The organism is Nocardiopsis sp. NPDC006139 (assembly GCF_040614155.1).
In the GTDB taxonomy this organism is placed as follows: Bacteria; Actinomycetota; Actinomycetes; order Streptosporangiales; family Streptosporangiaceae; genus Nocardiopsis; species Nocardiopsis changdeensis.
The window spans coordinates 20,422-38,052 of record NZ_JBEXTT010000031.1; the positions used below are offsets into that span (position 1 = coordinate 20,422).

General features: G+C 73.0%; 12 protein-coding genes. 11 read left to right on the plus strand and 1 reads right to left on the minus strand.

All coding sequences use genetic code 11. The features are described from left to right. Positions 1-44: 44 nt before the first annotated feature. From recN to ABZ249_RS29325, 9 genes are all read left to right on the plus strand, one after another. Positions 45-1,754 (plus strand): DNA repair protein RecN, encoded by a 1,710-nt coding sequence (gene recN, locus ABZ249_RS29285; protein WP_355269250.1) that lies wholly within the window; start codon positions 45-47, stop codon positions 1,752-1,754. A gap of 188 nt (positions 1,755-1,942) precedes the next feature. Further along, positions 1,943-3,115: a putative cytokinetic ring protein SteA gene (gene steA, locus ABZ249_RS29290; RefSeq protein WP_220565654.1), complete on the plus strand. Its 1,173-nt coding sequence runs from the start codon at positions 1,943-1,945 to the stop codon at positions 3,113-3,115. After that, positions 3,112-4,161, plus strand: coding sequence for a copper transporter (locus ABZ249_RS29295; protein WP_355269252.1), 1,050 nt, complete (start codon positions 3,112-3,114; stop codon positions 4,159-4,161). The genes steA and ABZ249_RS29295 overlap by 4 nt, the downstream gene beginning before the upstream one ends. Continuing rightward, positions 4,161-5,099 carry a hypothetical protein gene (locus tag ABZ249_RS29300; RefSeq protein WP_355269254.1) on the plus strand — a complete coding sequence of 313 codons (939 nt, stop codon included), beginning with the start codon at positions 4,161-4,163 and terminating at the stop codon, positions 5,097-5,099. The genes ABZ249_RS29295 and ABZ249_RS29300 overlap by 1 nt, the downstream gene beginning before the upstream one ends. Before the next feature lie 10 nt (positions 5,100-5,109). Then, on the plus strand, positions 5,110-6,732 hold the full coding sequence (locus tag ABZ249_RS29305; RefSeq protein WP_355269256.1) for a lipid II flippase MurJ: 1,623 nt from the start codon (positions 5,110-5,112) through the stop codon (positions 6,730-6,732). Beyond that, positions 6,729-7,811, plus strand: coding sequence for a glycosyltransferase family 4 protein (locus ABZ249_RS29310; protein ID WP_355269258.1), 1,083 nt, complete (start codon positions 6,729-6,731; stop codon positions 7,809-7,811). Before ABZ249_RS29305 ends, ABZ249_RS29310 begins: the two co-directional genes overlap by 4 nt. Before the next feature lie 409 nt (positions 7,812-8,220). Beyond that, complete coding sequence (locus ABZ249_RS29315) at positions 8,221-9,249, plus strand: TerC family protein (protein WP_355269260.1); 1,029 nt, start codon at positions 8,221-8,223, stop codon at positions 9,247-9,249. 355 nt (positions 9,250-9,604) lie between these two features. Next, complete coding sequence (uvrA, locus tag ABZ249_RS29320; protein ID WP_355269262.1) at positions 9,605-12,439, plus strand: excinuclease ABC subunit UvrA; 2,835 nt, start codon at positions 9,605-9,607, stop codon at positions 12,437-12,439. Between the two features lie 416 nt (positions 12,440-12,855). After that, positions 12,856-13,254: a Rieske (2Fe-2S) protein gene (locus ABZ249_RS29325; protein WP_220565655.1), complete on the plus strand. Its 399-nt coding sequence runs from the start codon at positions 12,856-12,858 to the stop codon at positions 13,252-13,254. A 72-nt stretch (positions 13,255-13,326) separates the two neighbouring features. On the opposite strand, the gene ABZ249_RS29330 is transcribed toward ABZ249_RS29325, so the two are convergent. Further along, the gene (locus ABZ249_RS29330) at positions 13,327-14,466 is read right to left on the minus strand and encodes a mechanosensitive ion channel domain-containing protein (RefSeq protein WP_355269264.1); all 1,140 of its coding nucleotides are present in this window, start codon (positions 14,464-14,466) and stop codon (positions 13,327-13,329) included. 188 nt (positions 14,467-14,654) lie between these two features. On the opposite strand from ABZ249_RS29330, the gene uvrC reads away from it, so the two are divergent. Both uvrC and rapZ read left to right on the plus strand, forming a co-directional pair. After that, the gene (uvrC, locus tag ABZ249_RS29335) at positions 14,655-16,688 is read left to right on the plus strand and encodes an excinuclease ABC subunit UvrC (RefSeq protein ID WP_355269266.1); all 2,034 of its coding nucleotides are present in this window, start codon (positions 14,655-14,657) and stop codon (positions 16,686-16,688) included. Next, positions 16,685-17,569 (plus strand): RNase adapter RapZ, encoded by an 885-nt coding sequence (gene rapZ / locus ABZ249_RS29340; protein WP_355269268.1) that lies wholly within the window; start codon positions 16,685-16,687, stop codon positions 17,567-17,569. The genes uvrC and rapZ overlap by 4 nt, the downstream gene beginning before the upstream one ends. Positions 17,570-17,631 lie beyond the last annotated feature (62 nt).

The window sequence follows — 17,631 nt, forward strand, 5'->3', positions numbered from 1 at the left end:
GGAGAACGTCAAGACAGTGTGGCCGACGATCAGGAGAGGGTTCGGTGCTCGAAGAAGTCCGCATCCAGGGACTCGGGGTCATCGACGACGCCGTGTTGGAGTTGTCACCGGGGTTGACGGTCGTCACCGGTGAGACCGGCGCGGGTAAGACCATGGTCGTCACCGGGCTGGGACTGCTCTTCGGCGGTCGCGCCGACCCCCAGCGGGTCCGGCCCGGCGCCGACCGGGCGCTGGTCGAGGGCCGGCTGACGGTCCCGCGCGAGGGCCGGGTGGCCGAGCGGGTCTCGGAGGCCGGCGGCGAGCTCGACGACGACGTGCTGATCGTGGCGCGCACCGTGTCCGCCGAGGGCCGCTCCCGGGCGACGCTGGGCGGCCGGTCGGCGCCGGTGAGCCTGCTGGCGTACCTGGCCGACGACCTGGTGGCCGTGCACGGCCAGTCCGACCAGCAGCGGCTGCTGCGCACCGACCGCCAGCGCGCGTCGCTGGACCGGTTCGCGGGCGAGGAGCTGGGCAAGGCCTTGAAGCAGTACACGGCGGCCCACCGGCGGCACCGCGAGGTGTCGGAGGAGCTGATGGAGCTGACCGAGCGGGCGCGCGAGCGCGCCCAGGAGGCGGACATGCTCCGGTTCGGGGTGGAGGAGATCGCCGCGGCCCAGCCGGTCTCGGGCGAGGACGCCGAGCTGCTGGCGGAGGAGACCCGGCTGGCGCACGCCGACGGGCTGCGGGTGGCGGCCACCACCGCGCACGAGGCGCTGGTGGGCGACCCGGCCTCCGACGTGGAGGTGGACGTGTCGGCGCTGCTGTCGGCGGCCCGCCAGGCGGTGGCGGCGGTGCGCGAGCACGACCCGGAGCTGGCGGCGATCGGCGAGCGGCTGGACGAGGCGTCCTACATCCTGACCGACGCGGCCACGGAGCTGGCCTCCTACGCCGAGTCGGTGGACGCCGACCCGGCCCGGCTGGCGCACGTGCAGGAGCGGCGGGCGCTGCTCACCTCGCTCTCGCGCAAGTACGGCGAGACCGCGGACGACATCCTGGCCTGGGCCGAGGACGCGGCCAAGCGGCTGGCGTCCCTGGAGGGCGACGACGAGCGCATCGAGGAGCTGCGGGCCGAGGCCGAGGAGCTGTACGGGCGGATGGACCACTGGGCGGGCGAGCTCACCCGGATCCGCACCGAGGCGGCCGAGCGGTTCGGCGCGGCGGTCACCGAGGAGCTGACCGCGCTGGCGATGCCGCACGCGCGGGTGAGCGTGCGGATCACCACGGGGGAGGACTTCGGGTCCCACGGGCGCGACGAGGTGGAGCTGCTGCTGGCACCGCACCCCAGCGCCCGGCCGCTGCCGCTGCACAAGGGCGCCTCGGGCGGTGAGCTGTCCCGGGTGATGCTGGCGATCGAGGTCGTGTTCGCGGGCGCGGACCCGGTGCCGACCTTCGTGTTCGACGAGGTCGACGCGGGTGTGGGCGGCAAGGCCGCGGTCGAGATCGGCCGCCGCCTGGCGCGCCTGGCGCGCCGGTCCCAGGTCATCGTGGTCACCCACCTGCCGCAGGTGGCGGCGTTCGCCGACGCCCACCTGGTGGTCGAGAAGTCCACCGACGGGCTGGTCACCGAGAGCGGTGTGCTGCGCCTGGACCGGGGCGGCCGGGTGCGCGAGCTGTCGCGGATGCTCGCGGGTCTGGAGGATTCCGAGCTGGGCCGGGCGCACGCCGAGGAACTGCTGGTCAACGCCGATCCGGAGCGCGCCTACCCGGCGGCCTGAGGGTCTCCCCGGCGGGTCCGCCGTGGCATGTGATGGGTGAGTCGCCCCGAGCCGGGTAGGTGCCGGAGTGCGGCGCCATGGGCGCCGATGACCGAACACGCCGACCACCACGCTGTTATGACTCTGCGTAGGCGAGTTCTGACAGTATGCCAGCGATGAAGGTATCGGACGCGCTCAGCGCCACAGTCATGCGGTTCCGCCGGACCCGGGCGGACTCTCCCTCCGGGCTGGTCGCTCCCGTGCGCTCGGACCGGCGCACCAAGAACCTGACCAAGCGCCTGCGCCCCGGCGACATCGCGGTCATCGACCACGTCGACCTGGACCGCGTCAGTGCCGAGGCGCTGGTCGGGTGCGGGGTGTCGGCGGTCCTCAACGTCGCCCGGAGCATCTCGGGCCGCTATCCCAACCAGGGCCCGGAACTCATCACCCAGGCGGGCATCCCGCTGGTCGACGACGTCGACCCCGAGGTGTTCACCCGGGTCCGCGACGGCGAGCCTCTGCGCCTGGAGGGCGGGGTGCTCTACCGGGGCGGGGAACCCGTCGCCAAGGGGACCGTGCAGACCCCCGAGACGGTCGCCGCCGCCATGGCCGAGGCCCGCGCCGGGCTGGCCACCCAGCTGGAGGCGTTCGCGGCCAACACCATGGCCTACCTCCAGCACGAGCGCGACCTGCTGCTGGACGGCATCGGCATCCCCGAGATCTCCACGGAGATGGAGGGCCGCCACGTCCTGATCGTCGTGCGCGGCTACCACTACCGGGAGGACATCGCCGCGCTGCGGCCCTACATCCGCGAGTTCCGGCCGGTGATCATCGCCGTGGACGGCGGGGCCGACGCGGTCATGGAGGGCGGGTACCGGCCCGACATCATCGTCGGGGACTTCGACTCGGTGTCGGACCGGGCACTGGCCAGCGGCGCCGAGCTGGTCGTGCACGCCTACCGGGACGGGCGGGCCCCCGGGCTCCAGCGCCTGACCGACCTGGGCTACCCGGCCGTGGTCTTCCCCGCGACCGGCACCAGCGAGGACGTGGCGATGATGCTCGCCGACGGTGCCGGGGCCTCCCTCATCGTGGCGGTGGGCACGCACGCCACCCTGGAGGAGTTCCTCGACAAGGGGCGGTCGGGGATGGCCAGCACCTTCCTCACCCGGCTCCGGGTGGGCGGCAAGCTCGTGGACGCCAAGGGCGTGAGCCGCCTGTACCGTTCGCGGATCTCCCCCTGGGCGCTGCTCGGGCTGGTCGCGGCCAGCCTGCTGACCATCGTGGTCGCCGCCTACAGCTCACCGGCCGGGCAGGTCTACCTCACGTTCCTCGCGGCGCGCTGGGACGCCTTCTCCTACTGGCTGACGGGGCTGTTCACGTGATCGATTTCCGCTACCACCTGGTGTCCATCATCGCGGTGTTCCTGGCGCTGACGGTGGGGCTCGTCCTGGGCACCACCATGCTCCAGGACCCGCTGCTCGACACGTTGCAGGACGAGACCGCCGAGCTGCGGGGCCAGACCGAGGACCTGCGCGCCGAGCGCGACGTCGCCGACCGGGTCAACGCCGGGGCCGACGAGCTCGCCGACGCCGCCGCCGGGGACCTGCTGGAGGACCGGCTGCGGGGCCTGGACGTGGTGCTGGTGCAGGCGCCGGGCGCCGACGCCGACACGGCGGCCTCGCTGGAGGACCGCGTGAAGGAGGCGGGCGGCTCGGTCTCCGGGCGGATCGAGGTCCGCTCGGAGTTCGTCGATCCGAGTAACACCGCGTTCGTCGACGAGCTGGCGCTCCAGGTCTCCGCCGACCCGGCGTCCCTGGAGGGCGTGGGGACCTACGAGAAGGCGGGCACCGAGATCGGCCGTGCCCTGGCCCGCTCCTCCGAGCGCGACGGCGACGGGGAGGACCGGGAGGAAGGCGGCCGGAACGGCGGGCACGACCCGGCCGCCGCACTGGAGACGTTCGTCGAGGGCGGGCTGATCTCGGTGCACGGGGAGCCCGCGGGCGGGACCGACGCGGTGGTGGTGGTCGCCCCGTCCTCGGCCGAGCAGGCCGGGCGCGAGGACCGGGAGGCCGAGAACACGGTGCTGGCCTCGTTCTCCTCGGCCCTGCACGACCGGGTCGAGGGGCTGGTGCTGGCGGGGGACGTGCCGTCCTCGCACGGGGACGGGATGCTCGCCCGGGCCCGGGCCTCGGAGGCGGGTTTCGCGACCGTGGACATGGCGGGCCGCCCGATGGGCGACATCGTGGCGGTGCTGGCGCTGGCCGAGGACGTCGACGGCGACGGCGCCGCCTACGGCGTGGGCGAGGGGGTGCGCGGGTTCATGCCGGACCCGCTGCCCGAGCCCCGGGCGTCGGCCTCGCCTTCGCCGTCCCCGTCGCCGTCCCCGGACACCGACGAGGCCCGCAGGGCCGCCCGGGGGGAGGAGTGATGGGCCCGTCCTTCCAGAGTCCGGGCGCCGGCCGCCGCCGGACCCCCGTCTCCGCGTCCGCCGTGCAGGGGCTGGTCGGCGCCGCGGTCGCGGCGGCGGCCGCCCGTACCGCCTACACCCTGCTCACCCGTGCCGCCGCCGATCGTGACGGCGCCGCGGAGTCCCCTCCGGCGGCGGAACCCGCTCCGGCGGCGGAACCCGCTCCGGCCGGGGGACCCGGCCCGGCCGCCTGGTGGCGGACCAACTTCCGGGGGCGGCGGGTGACCCTCCAGGAGGGGCCGGCCCTGGCCTCGGGGGTGTGCGCGGCGAGCCTGCTCACGCCCGGCCTGGACCCCCGGGTGCGGGCCGCGACGGCGCTGGCCGCCGCGGGGGCGGCCGCGTTCGGCGCCTACGACGACCTGGCCGGATCCGCAGACGCCCGAGGGCTGCGCGGCCACCTGGGCGCCCTGGCCCGGGGGCGGGTGACCACCGGGGCGGTGAAGATGGCGGGGATCGGCGCCACCGGCCTGGCCGCCGCCGCCCTGCTGCGCCGCGGCCCCCTCGACACCCTGGTGGACGGGGCGCTCATCGCCGCGGGCGCCAACCTGGTGAACCTCTTCGACCTGCGCCCGGGCCGCGCCGTCAAACTCGGCCTCCTGGCCGCCCTGCCCGGGCTGGCCTCCCCGGCGGCCCCGGTGCTGGCGCCCACTGTCGGCGCCTGCGCCGCCCTGCTCCCCGACGACCTCGCCGAGCGCTCCATGCTCGGCGACGCCGGAGCCAACGCCCTGGGCGCCGCCCTGGGCGCGGCGGCGGCCGCCCGCGCCCCCCGCCCGGTGCGGCTGGCGCTGCTGGGCGGGGTCGTGGCCCTGACCCTGGCCAGCGAGGTCACGAGTTTCTCCAGGGTCATCGACCGGGTGCCGCCGCTGCGGGCACTGGACCGCTGGGGGCGGTGCGCGTGAGGGGCCCGGGGTGTCCCGCCTCGCCGCCGGGGTGACGCAGGGGGTCGGCCGGGCCGCGCTGCTCATCGCCGCGGTCACCGTCGGCGCCCGGGTGGCGGGGTTCGGGCGCACGGTGGTCTTCTCCCAGACGGTGGGCGACACCTGCCTGGGCACGGCCTACATCACCGCCAACCAGCTGCCCGCGGTGCTGTTCGAGATCGTCATCGGCGGAGCGCTGACCGCGGTGGTGGTCCCGGTGCTGGCGGCCGCGGCCGGGCGGGGCGAGCGGGAGCAGGTGGAGCACACTGCGTCGGCGCTGCTGACCTGGGTGCTGCTGCTGTCGGTGCCGCTGGCCGGGCTGATCGCGCTGTCCGCCCCCTACGCGATGGCGCTGATGCTGGGAGCGGGTGCGGGCTGCGACCCCGGGGTGCTGGCCGCGCTGTCGGTGCGGATGCTGCTGGTGTTCGCCCCGCAGGTGGTGTTCTACGGGCTGGCGGCGGTGCTGTACGGGGTGCTGCAGGCGCACCGGCGGTTCCTGTCCCCGGCGGCGGCGCCGCTGGTGTCGAGCGTGGTGGTCATCTGCTCCTACCTGCTGTTCGTTCCGCTGGGCGGCGCTCACCGGCAGGACCCGGCCGGGCTGCCCCTGGGGGCGGAGCTGGTGCTGTCGCTGGGGACGACGGCCGGAGTGGTCGCCCTGTTCCTGACGGTGCTGGGCCCGGCGCTGCGGCTGGGGCTGAGCTGGCGTCCGCGACTGGTCTTCCCGCCCGGTGTGGGCCGGCGGGTGCGGTCCCTCGCGGCGGCGTCCCTGGTGCCGCTGGTGGCGATGCAGGCGTGCCTGCTGCTGTCGGTGGCGCTGGCCAACCGCGGCGGCGGGGCGGGCGGATCGGTGCTGTACTCCTACGCGTGGGCGCTGTTCACCCTGCCCTACGGGGTGATCGCGGTCCCCATCGCCACCAGCGCCTTCACCGCGCTGGCGGTGGCGCACGCCGACCGCGACCGGGGCGCGTACGCGGAGCTGGTGGCGGGGCCCGCGCGGGCCGCCGCGGTGCTGACCGCCGCGGTGGGCACCGCCCTGGCGGCCGCGGCGCCGCCGGTGGCCGAGGTGTTCGCCCGCAACGACCCGGTGGCGTTGGAACGGGCCCTGGCGGCCTACGCGCCCGGTGTGGTGGGGTTCGGACTGGTGGCGCTGTTCAGCCGGGCGCTGTACGCCTCCCACCACGGCAGGCCCGCGGCGGCCGCCCAGACCCTGGGCTGGCTGCTGGTGATGGCGTGCTCGGCGGTGTCGGTGGCGCTGGTGCCGCCCGGGTGGGCGATCGCCGCCCTGGGCTGGTCGACGACACTGGGACTGACATGCGCGGCGCTGGCCTGCGCGGTGGCCGTGGGGCGGGTGCACGGCCCGGCGGCGCTGGCCGGGGCGGGGCGGTCGCTCGCGGCGGTGGCGGCGGGCGGTGCGCTGGGCTGGGCCGCGGGCCGCCCGGTGGCCGTGGCGCTGGCGGGCGGCGGGGTGTGGTCCTCGGCGGGGGCGGCCCTGGTGTCGGGTGTGCTGGCGGTGGTGGTGTTCGCCCTGGTGGCGGCCGTGGTGGACCGGCCGTCGGCGCGGGCGGCCCTGGATCGGGTCCGGAGCGTGTTCGAACGCAGGAGGGGGAGCCGGTGAACGGCAGGATCGCGTTGGTGCTGGGGACCAGCACCGGTGGGGCGGGCAGGCATGTGCGGTCCCTGGGCGAGGGGCTGGTGCGGCGGGGGTACCGGGTGGCGGTGGTCGGCCCGGCCTCGGCCGAGCGGGAGTTCGCGTTCACCGACGCCGGGATGCGGTTCGCGCCGGTGCGGATCGGGGCGGCCCCCTCGGTCGCCGATCCCGCGACGGTCCTGCGGCTGCGGTCGGTGCTCGGTGGCGCCGACGTGGTGCACGCCCACGGGATGCGGGCCGGCGCGCTGTGCGCGCTGGCGGGGGCGCGCCCCCTGGTGGTGACGGCGCACAACGCCCCGCCGCCGGTGGACGGCCTGAAGGCGGCCGCCTACCCGGTGCTGGAGAGGATCGTGGCGCTGCGCGCCGACGTGGTGCTGGGGGTGTCGGGGGACCTGGTGCGGCGGCTGGAACGGGTGGGGGCGCGCGACGCCCGTCCGGCGGTGGTCGCGGCGCCCGACACCGGCCCCCCGGTCAAGGGCCGGGAGGCGACCCGGTCGGACCTGGCGGTGCTGCCCGAGCGGCCGCTGCTGCTGACCATCGCCCGGCTGGCCGAGCAGAAGGGCCTGGACATGCTGCTGGAGGCGGCCCCGCGGATCGCCGACCGGCACCCGGAGCCGGTCATCGCGATCGCGGGGGACGGGCCGCTGTGGGGGACCCTGCACGACACCGCCGCGGAACTGGGGGCCGACGTGCGGATGCTGGGGCACCGCACGGACGTGGCCGACCTGCTGGCGGCCGCCGACGTGTTCTGCCTGACCAGCCAGTGGGAGGGGCCGTCGCTGGTGATCATGGAGGCGCTGCGGGCGGGGCTGCCGGTGGTGTCCACCCGCGTGGGCGGCATCCCGGACCTGTACTCGGGGACGGTGCTCATGGTGCCGCCGGGCGACCCGCAGGCGTTCGCGGCGGCGGTGGGGCGGGTGCTGGACGATCCGGCCCTCGCCGCGGACCTGCGGGCGCGGTCCGCCGCGGCGGCGCGCTCGCTGCCCGGCGAGGAGGACGCGGTGGCGGCGGCGTGCGCGGTGTACAAGTCGGTACTGGGGCGGTGACCCGGGAAAGGCGGCACGGGAAAAGCCGGTGACACGGGAAAAGGGAATGTCGGGGGCGTTTTGCGCCTTATATACCCGGATCCCCTGTTCGTTCGCCAGATATCTCCCAGGAGCGGATGATGTGTCCTGGGGGTCGTGCTACTTCGTCCTCTGCGCTACTTCTGCGGAGAGGGCGGATGTGGCATCGTGGTCACAGGTCGGGCGTGCACGGTCACATCGTGCGGCCGGTATCCTGGCCTGGCATGTGAGGGGAGTATCCCTGTCGCGGCGGTGTCGTCATCACGGAACACAAGGGCGTGTTCCCGGTACCGTCGGTTCGCCCCGGATTCCGAGGCGAGCGGGAGAGACCTCCGGCAGTTCGACGTGCGTGCAAACAGCCCGCGCGCACTGACCGGAGGAGTTAACGACAGTGAACGTACCCTTGTGGGTCTGGGTCGCCACGATCGGCGCCATGATCGCGATCCTGGTCATCGACCTCGCCATCGTGGACCACCCGTGGAGCAAGAAGAAGGGCCCCCAGGAGTTCGGGGTCAAGCAGGCGGCCTGGTGGGCCGCCTTCTACATCGGCATCGCCATCATCTTCGGCTTCGGTGTGTGGTACTACGGCGGTGCGACCGCCGGCGCGGAGTACTTCGCCGGGTTCGTCACCGAGAAGAGCCTGAGCGTCGACAACCTCTTCGTCTTCTACCTGCTGATGGGCTCCTTCGCGGTGCCCAAGAAGTACCAGCACGAGGTGCTGCTCATCGGCATCGTCATCGCGCTGATCATGCGCGGTATCTTCATCATCCTCGGCGCCCAGGTCATCAACGCCTGGAGCGAGGTCTTCTACCTGTTCGGCGCCTTCCTCATCTACACCGGGTACAAGATCGTCCGGGACCACATGAAGGGCGACGAGGAGGAGAAGGACTTCACCCAGACGCCGGTCGTGCGCCTGGTCAAGCGGTTCTGGCCGGTCACCGACGGCTACCACGGCGCGCACCTGACGGTGAAGCTCGACGGCAAGCGCCACATCACCCCGATGCTGCTGGTCATCCTGGCCATCGGCGTCATCGACCTGGTCTTCGCGGTCGACTCGATCCCGGCGATCTTCGGCCTCACCCAGGACGCCTACATCGTCTTCACCGCCAACGCCTTCGCCCTGCTGGGCCTGCGCCAGCTGTACTTCCTGCTGGCCGGCCTGATGGACCGCCTGGCCTACATCAGCTGGGGCCTGTCGGCGATCATGGTGTTCATCGGCATCAAGATGATCCTGCACGCGCTGCACGAGAACGGCGTGCACGTCCCGGAGATCAGCACCTCCCTGTCCCTGACGGTGATCATCGGCGTCATGGTGATCACGATCGCCGGCAGCCTGGTCAAGTCCGCGGCCGACAAGCGCAACGCCCCTCCCGCCGTCGAGGAGGAGGGCGAGAGGGACTCCGCGGCCGACCGCTCCTGACGGCCGTCCCGCGCTCCCGCCCGGGGGCGGTCCCGTTCAACGGGACCGCCCCCGGTTCTTCTTCCCCGGACCGCGCGAAAACCCGGACGTCGAACACCCGTTCGTCTATAGTGGACCCCGTATCGGCGTCGGGCATCAGGACACGGCACTTCTCCGTTGCGGAAGATTCCGTCGGCGGGGGTCGTTAGTCTTGACGGACGGGGAGGCCCACGCCCTCCCCACCCCCCTTCAGCGGCCCGGATCCGGGGCCGGGGCGGTCGTCCGGGGGACCCGACCGCCGAACACACGAACCGCGCACGGCAGGCCGACGCCCGACCGGTGCCCTGTGTGCCACAGCCGAAGGATGTCTGACTCGATGGTCGAACAACTGGTAGTCCGGGGTGCCCGGGAGCACAACCTCAAGGACGTGTCGCTGGACCTGCCCCGCGACGCCATGATCGTGTTCACCGGCCTGTCCGGTTCGGGCAAGTCCTCGCTGGCCTTCGACACGATCTTCGCCGAGGGGCAGCGCCGCTACGTCGAATCCCTGTCGGCGTACGCCCGCCAGTTCCTGGGCCAGATGGACAAGCCCGACGTGGACTTCATCGAGGGGCTGTCCCCGGCGGTGTCCATCGACCAGAAGTCCACCAGCCGCAACCCCCGCTCCACCGTCGGCACCATCACCGAGGTGTACGACTACCTGCGGCTGCTGTGGGCGCGCATCGGCGTCCCGCACTGCCCGCAGTGCCGCCGCGAGATCTCCCGGCAGAGCCCGCAGCAGATCGTGGACCGGGTGCTGGAGATGACCGAGGGCACCCGCTTCCAGGTGCTGGCCCCGGTGGTGCGCGGCCGCAAGGGCGAGTACCTCGAACTGTTCAAGGACCTGCAGTCCAAGGGGTACACCCGCGCGGTCGTGGACGGCCGGCCGGTGCGCCTGGACGAGGCGCCCAAGCTGGGCCGCTACGACAAGCACGACATCTCGGTGATCGTGGACCGGCTCTCCGTCAAGGAGTCCTCCCGCGGGCGGCTGACCGACTCGGTGGAGACCGCGCTCAAGCTGGCCGGCGGGACCATCGTGCTGGACTTCGTCGACCTGGCCGAGGACGACCCCGAGCGCGAGAAGGTCTTCTCCGAGCACCTGTACTGCCCCTACGACGACCTGTCCTTCGAGCAGTTGGAGCCGCGCTCCTTCTCCTTCAACGCCCCCTACGGCGCCTGCCCGGAGTGCTCGGGCCTGGGCACCCGCATGGAGGTCGACCCGGAGCTGATCGTCCCCGACCCGGCCAAGACCCTGGCCGAGGGCGCCCTGGCCCCCTGGTCGGGCGGCCCCAACGGCGGGTACTGGGAGCGGCTGCTCACCGCCCTGGGCGAGTCGGTCGGCTTCGTCCTGGACACCCCCTGGGAGAAGCTGCCCAAGCGCGCCCGCAAGGCGATCCTGGAGGGGCACGACACCCAGGTCCACGTCAGCTACCGCACCAAGTACAACCGCGAGCGGTCCTACTACACCGACTTCGAGGGCGTCATCCCCTGGGTCAAGCGCCGCTACACCGAGACCGAGAGCGACTACGGCCGCGAGCGCCTCGAGGGCTACATGCGCAGCGTGCCCTGCCCCGCCTGCGAGGGGACCCGGCTCAAGCCGGTGGTGCTCGCGGTGACCGTGGGCGGGCGGTCCATCGCCGAGGTGGCCTCGATGTCGCTGGCCGAGAGCGCCCGCTTCCTGGCCGACCTGCGGCTGTCGGACCGCGACGCGGTCATCGCCGCCCAGGTCCTCAAGGAGATCAACGCCCGGCTGGGCTTCCTGCTGGACGTGGGCCTGGACTACCTCAGCCTGGCCCGCTCCTCCGGTTCGCTCTCGGGCGGCGAGGCCCAACGCATCCGGCTGGCCACCCAGATCGGCTCGGGCCTGGTGGGCGTGCTCTACGTGCTGGACGAGCCCTCCATCGGCCTGCACCAGCGCGACAACGCCCGCCTGCTGGAGACCCTCCAGCGGCTGCGCGACATCGGCAACACGCTCATCGTCGTGGAACACGACGAGGACACCATCCGCGCCGCCGACTGGGTGGTCGACATCGGCCCCGGCGCGGGCGAGCACGGCGGCCACGTGGTGGTGTCGGGCATCGTGGACGAGCTGCTCACCAACGAGGCGTCGCTCACCGGCGACTACCTGTCCGGGCGCCGCTCCATCGACCTGCCGGCGGTGCGCCGACCGCTCACCAAGGGGCACGAGCTGGTCGTCAAGGGCGCCCGCGAGAACAACCTGCGCGACATCGACGTGGCCTTCCCGCTGGGGGTGTTCACCGCCGTCACCGGGGTGTCGGGCTCGGGCAAGTCCACGCTGGTCAACGAGATCCTGTACAAGGCGCTGGCCAAGGAGCTCAACGGGGCGCGCGACGTCCCGGGCCGGCACGTGCGGGTCAACGGCCTGAACAAGGTCGACAAGGTCGTGCACGTGGACCAGAGCCCCATCGGGCGCACGCCGAGGTCCAACCCGGCCACCTACTCGGGGGTCTTCGACCACATCCGCAAGCTGTTCGCGCAGACCACCGACGCCAAGACGCGCGGCTACCAGCCGGGCCGGTTCTCGTTCAACGTCAAGGGCGGGCGCTGCGAGGCCTGCTCCGGCGACGGCACGCTCAAGATCGAGATGCAGTTCCTGCCGGACGTCTACGTGCCCTGCGAGGTGTGCCACGGCGCCCGCTACAACCGGGAGACGCTCCAGGTCAAGTACAAGGGCAGGAACATCGCCGAGGTCCTGGACATGCCGATCTCGGAGGCGCTGGAGTTCTTCGAGCCGGTCAACGCCATCCGCCGCCACCTGCAGACCCTCACCGACGTGGGGCTGGGGTACGTGCGCCTGGGCCAGCCCGCCACCACCCTGTCGGGCGGCGAGGCGCAGCGGGTCAAGCTCGCCGCCGAGCTGCAGCGCCGTTCCACCGGCCGCACCGTGTACGTGCTGGACGAGCCCACCACGGGCCTGCACTTCGAGGACATCCGCAAGCTGCTGGGGGTGCTCAACCGGCTCACCGACTCCGGCAACACGGTGATCGTCATCGAGCACAACCTGGACGTCATCAAGACCGCCGACCACATCATCGACATGGGCCCCGAGGGCGGCTCCGGCGGCGGCACCCTGGTCGCCCAGGGCACCCCCGAGGAGGTCGCGGCGGTCGCCGAGTCCTACACCGGGCGGTTCCTCGCCAAGCTGCTCTGAGCCGCACCCGCGGGTGCGCGGCCCGTCCCCGGACCCTTCCTCCGGGGGCGGGCCGCCGTCGTCCCCGGCCGAGGACGGTCGTGCGGCGTTCGGAACGCCCCCACGGGTGTCCCACCGGGCGCCCGGCCCCGGCGGTGGACCCCTTGCACGGACGGTGACCGTTGGGACCGTCCCGCGGCACGGGGCCGAGGACGGCCCCCTTCCGCGGACGGTGACCATCGGGGGTCGGACGGCGGCGTGCGGGCCGACCGGCTGCCCGACGACGACGGCGGGTGGCCCGGCGGCAGTGGCCGACGGGGGCTTTCGCGGGGCCCGGGGCGAAGCACTCCGGACCGCCTACTACAGTGCGTCGTAGGTTTGGACGCGCAGGTGAGGAGCGGTTCGTCGTGGCGGTCGAGAAGACGTGCGGATGCGGGGTGAGCAGGCGGCGCCTGCTCGGGACGGCCGGGGCGGTCGCGGCCGTCGGGGCCGTCACCGCGGTGAGCGCCTGCGGCGGGGAGCCCCCCAAGCCGCAGGACGCCCGGCGGGGCCAGGTGGTCGGCCAGACCACCGACGTCCCCGAGGGCGGCGGCGCCGTCTTCAGCCACAGCAAGCTGGTGGTCACCCAGCCCGAGGCCGGTGACTACCGGGCCTTCGCCGCCTCCTGCACCCACGGCGGCTGCACCGTCCAGCAGGTGGAGGACGGCGTCATCCGCTGCCTGTGCCACGGCAGCGAGTTCGACTACGCCACCGGCGAGGTCGTGACGGGCCCCGCGCAGGTGGCCCTGGAGGAGTTCACGGTCACCGTCGACGGCACCGACATCATCCTGGACTGAGCGCCGCGGCGCCCAACGCGGAACGCCCGGGACCGACACGGTCCCGGGCGTTCCGCACGTTCACACGAGGGGTCAGGCGTCCTCGGGGACTTCCTCCCGGCTGCCCGGGGCGTCGCGCTCCGCGCGCCGGATCGCGGCGGAGGCGGCCGCGGCGCGGAAGGCGTCCTCGTCCTCGGCGGCCACGACCTCGGTGCGGTTGCGCGGCAGCGACTGCGGGTAGTGCTCGACCAGCCAGCCGATGAGGTGCTCGCGGATCTCGCAGGCGATGTTCCACTGGTCGCCGGTGTTGGCGGCGGTCGCCACGACGCGCACCATCACCTCGCCGTTCTCGGTGATGTCCACCACCTGGCAGGACCAGCTGCGCCCGTCCCAGTACTCGCTGGCGGTGATGAGGCGGCCCGCCTCCTCGCGCAGCTCGGCGATCGGCACCTCCCAGTCCAGCGGCATCATCACCTTGGCGGTGATCGCCGTGCCCGACTTGGTCCAGTTCTCGAAGCTGGTCGTGGTGAAGTTCGCGACCGGGACCACCAGCCGGCGCTCGTCCCAGATCTTGATGGTGACGTTGACCAGGGACAGCTCCTCGACCCGGCCCCACTCGCCCTCGACCACGACGACGTCGCCGATGCGCAGGGCGTCGCTGAACGCCAGCTGCAATCCGGCGAACAGGTTGCCCAGGGTGGACTGCGCGGCCACACCGGCGACGATGCCGATGATGCCCGCGGAGGCCAGCAGCCCGGCGCCCAGCGCCTGCACCTGCGGGAAGGTGAACAGGATCGCGGAGACCGCCACGACCACGATGATCGAGGTGACGACCCGGCGCAGCAGCCGCACCTGCGTCTGCAGGCGGCGCGCCTTGCGGTCGGCGTCCCCGTTGGCGTGGGACAGGCGGGCCAGGATGGTGTCGGTGACGGCGTAGGCGAGGCTGATGCCCAGGGCGGTCAGCGACCCGATCATCAGGATCACCATGCCGTGCCGGAGCGTGCCGTAGGTGGACCAGCCCACGTCGGTGATACTGGGCATGCCCAGGTTGGCGCCCACCACCGCGCCCGCCGCGTACCCGGAGTAGCGGGTCCTGATCACCAGGAAGTTCGCGATGCTCCACATCTTGGCGAGCTTGTGCTTGAGCACCCAGCGCGCGGCGAACACCAGTCCCAGGGAGATGGCCACGGCGATGCCGAGGGCGATCCAGGCCCAATATTCGTCGATGTCCACGACGCGAGGCCCCCTTGTCGTTCATGTCGGAAAGGGTCGATCTACCCGCCCAACCTAGAGCATGCGGATACCCGATCGTGACGTTCGGGCGACCTGATCGTGGTGCTCGTGACGCGGCTCTCGTCCCCGGAGGGGGACGCCCGGGGCGCGAGTGGCCGGATGTCACCGCCGCACACCAGAATGGGGGCATGCCTGCGACACCTCACCTGCGTCCCGCGCCCGGCTCCATCCCGACCTCCCCGGGGGTCTACCGCTTCCGGGACGGTGCGGGCCGGGTCATCTACGTCGGCAAGGCCAAGAACCTGCGCTCGCGGCTGTCGTCGTACTTCCGGGACTTCGCGGGGCTGCACCCGCGCACCCAGCAGATGGTCTCCACCGCCGCCGACGTGGACTGGACGATCGTGGGCACCGAAGTGGAGGCGCTCCAGCTGGAGTACTCCTGGATCAAGGAGTACGACCCGCGGTTCAACGTCAAGTACCGCGACGACAAGAGCTACCCCTACCTGGCGGTGACCCTCAACGAGGAGTTCCCGCGCGTCCAGGTGATGCGCGGTGCCAAGCGCAAGGGGGTGCGCTACTTCGGCCCGTACTCGCACGCCTGGGCGATCCGCGAGACCGTGGACCTGCTGCTGCGGGTGTTCCCGGTGCGGACCTGCTCGGCGGGGGTGTTCCGGGGGGCCCGCACCAGCGGCCGCCCCTGCCTGCTGGGGTACATCGGCAAGTGCACGGCGCCGTGCACCGGGAAGATCTCCCCCGAGGACCACCGCGCCCTGGCCGACGACTTCTGCTCCTTCCTGGCCGGGGACACCGGCCGCTTCATCCGCCGCCTGGAGGGCGAGATGAGGGCCGCTGCCCAGGAGATGGAGTACGAGCGGGCGGCCCGGCTGCGCGACGACATCGAGGCCCTGCGCGCCGCACTGGAGAAGCAGGCGGTGGTGCTGCCCGACTCCACCGACTGCGACGTGATCGCCCTGGCCGACGACCAGCTGGAGGCGGCCGTGCAGATCTTCCACGTGCGCGGCGGGCGCATCCGCGGCCAGCGCGGCTACGTGGTGGACAAGGTGGACGACGCGGGCCCCGCCGAGCTGATGGCGACGTTCCTGGGCCAGCTGTACGGCTCCGCCGAGGGCACCGAGGAGGGCGAGGGGACCGGCACCGCGGTCCCGCGCGAGGTGCTGGTCTCCCACGAGCCGGCCGACCCGGAGGCGGTGGCCGGCTGGCTGGCCGGGCACCGGGGCGCCAACGTGGACCTGCGGGTCCCCCGGCGCGGGGACAAGCGGTCGCTGATGGAGACCGTGGAGAAGAACGCCGCGGAGGCGCTGGCCCGGCACAAGACCCACCGGGCCGGGGACCTGAGCACCCGGAGCCGAGCCCTCAACGAGCTCCAGGAGGCACTGGAGCTCCAGGAGGCGCCGCTGCGCATCGAGTGCTTCGACATCTCCAACCTCCAGGGCGAGCACGTGGTCGCGTCCATGGTGGTGTTCGAGGACGGCCTGGCCCGCAAGTCCGAGTACCGGCGCTTCTCGGTGCGCGGCAGCGGCGAGGGCGGCGCCGAGCAGCACGACGTCGCGGCGATGTACGAGGTGGTCAAGCGCCGGTTCCGGCGCTACCTGGAGGAGAGCGCCCGCAGCGGCGAGGTCGCCCGGATGGGGGAGACCGGCGGCGACTCCGCCGCACAGGACGGTCACGTGATCGACGACGAGCCGAAACCCGGGAAGTTCGCCTACCCCCCTAACCTGGTGGTGGTGGACGGGGCGCGCCCCCAGGCGCAGGCCGCGCGCCGTGCCCTGGACGAGCTGGGCATCGACGACATCGCCGTCTGCGGTCTGGCCAAGCGCTTGGAGGAGGTGTGGTTGCCCGACGACGAGGACCCGGTCATCCTGCCGCGCACCAGCGAGGGCCTGTACCTGCTGCAGCGGGTGCGCGACGAGGCGCACCGGTTCGCCATCGCCTACCACCGCCAGAAGCGGGCCAAGGCGCTCACCGGGAGCGCCCTGGACGAGCTGCCCGGCCTGGGCCCGGCCCGCCGCACCGCCCTGATCAAGGCGTTCGGTTCGGTCAAGCGGCTGGCGGGGGCCACGGTCGAGGAGATCGCCGCGGTGCCGGGCATCGGGCCCAAGCTGGCCGAGTCCGTGCACGCGCACCTTTCCGGGAGTCCCGCGGGACGGGAGACCGACGGGGCACCGGTACCGAACAGCACTGACGGGGGAGGAGACACATGACGGTCGAACTGGGCGGGGAGCTGCCGCCCGAGGTGGTCATCGTCACCGGGATGTCCGGGGCGGGCCGGAGCACGGCGGCCAGGGCGCTGGAGGACCTGGACTGGTTCGTGGTGGACAACCTGCCGCCGGGCCTGCTGCCGACGATGATCGAGCTGGCGGGGCGCACCCACGGCGCGGTGCCGCGGGTGGCGGTGGTCGTGGACGTGCGGTCGCTGGCGTTCACCGAGGACCTGCTGTCCACGGTGGAGGAGCTGCGCAAGCGCGACATCACGGCGCGGGTGCTGTACCTGGAGGCGGGCGACGACGCCCTGGTGCGCCGGTTCGAGGGCGTGCGCAGGCCCCACCCCCTGCAGGGCGACGGCCGGCTGACCGACGGCATCGCCCGCGAGCGCGAGACCCTGCGCGCCATCCGTGGCGAGGCCGACCTGGTCATCGACACCTCCCAGCTCAACGTGCACCAGCTCAAGGCGCGGGTGATCGGGTTCTTCGGGGAGAGCGACGAGGCGCGCCCGCGCGCCAACGTGGTCTCCTTCGGGTTCAAGCACGGGCTGCCGGTGGACGCCGACCTGGTGCTGGACTGCCGGTTCCTGCCCAACCCCCACTGGATCCCGGAGCTGCGGCCGATGAACGGCCGCGACGAGCCGGTGCGCGACTACGTGCTGTCCCAGGACGGGGCCAAGGAGATGCTGGAGGCCTACAGCGAGGTCCTCAAGCTCACCATCGAGGGCTACCAGCGCGAGGGCAAGCACTACATGACGCTGGCGGTGGGCTGTACGGGCGGCAAGCACCGCAGCGTGGCCATGGCCGAGCAGTTCGCGGAGCGACTGCGCACCCAGGGCGTGGAGGTCCACGTGGTGCACCGGGACGTGGGACGGGAGTGAGCGGGGGCCGGGTCAACCGAATCGCCAAGCGGGCCGTCTTCCCTTAGATTGACTCGGTCACC

Excerpts from the sequence above, each read along its gene's own strand:
- steA (WP_220565654.1), top strand. The coding sequence starts at position 1,943 with ATGCGGTTCCGCCGGACCCGGGCGGACTCTCCCTCCGGGCTGGTCGCT.
- ABZ249_RS29300 (WP_355269254.1), top strand. The coding sequence starts at position 4,161 with ATGGGCCCGTCCTTCCAGAGTCCGGGCGCCGGCCGCCGCCGGACCCCC.
- uvrC (WP_355269266.1), top strand. The coding sequence starts at position 14,655 with ATGCCTGCGACACCTCACCTGCGTCCCGCGCCCGGCTCCATCCCGACC.
- rapZ (WP_355269268.1), top strand. The coding sequence starts at position 16,685 with ATGACGGTCGAACTGGGCGGGGAGCTGCCGCCCGAGGTGGTCATCGTC.
- uvrA (WP_355269262.1), top strand. The coding sequence starts at position 9,605 with ATGGTCGAACAACTGGTAGTCCGGGGTGCCCGGGAGCACAACCTCAAG.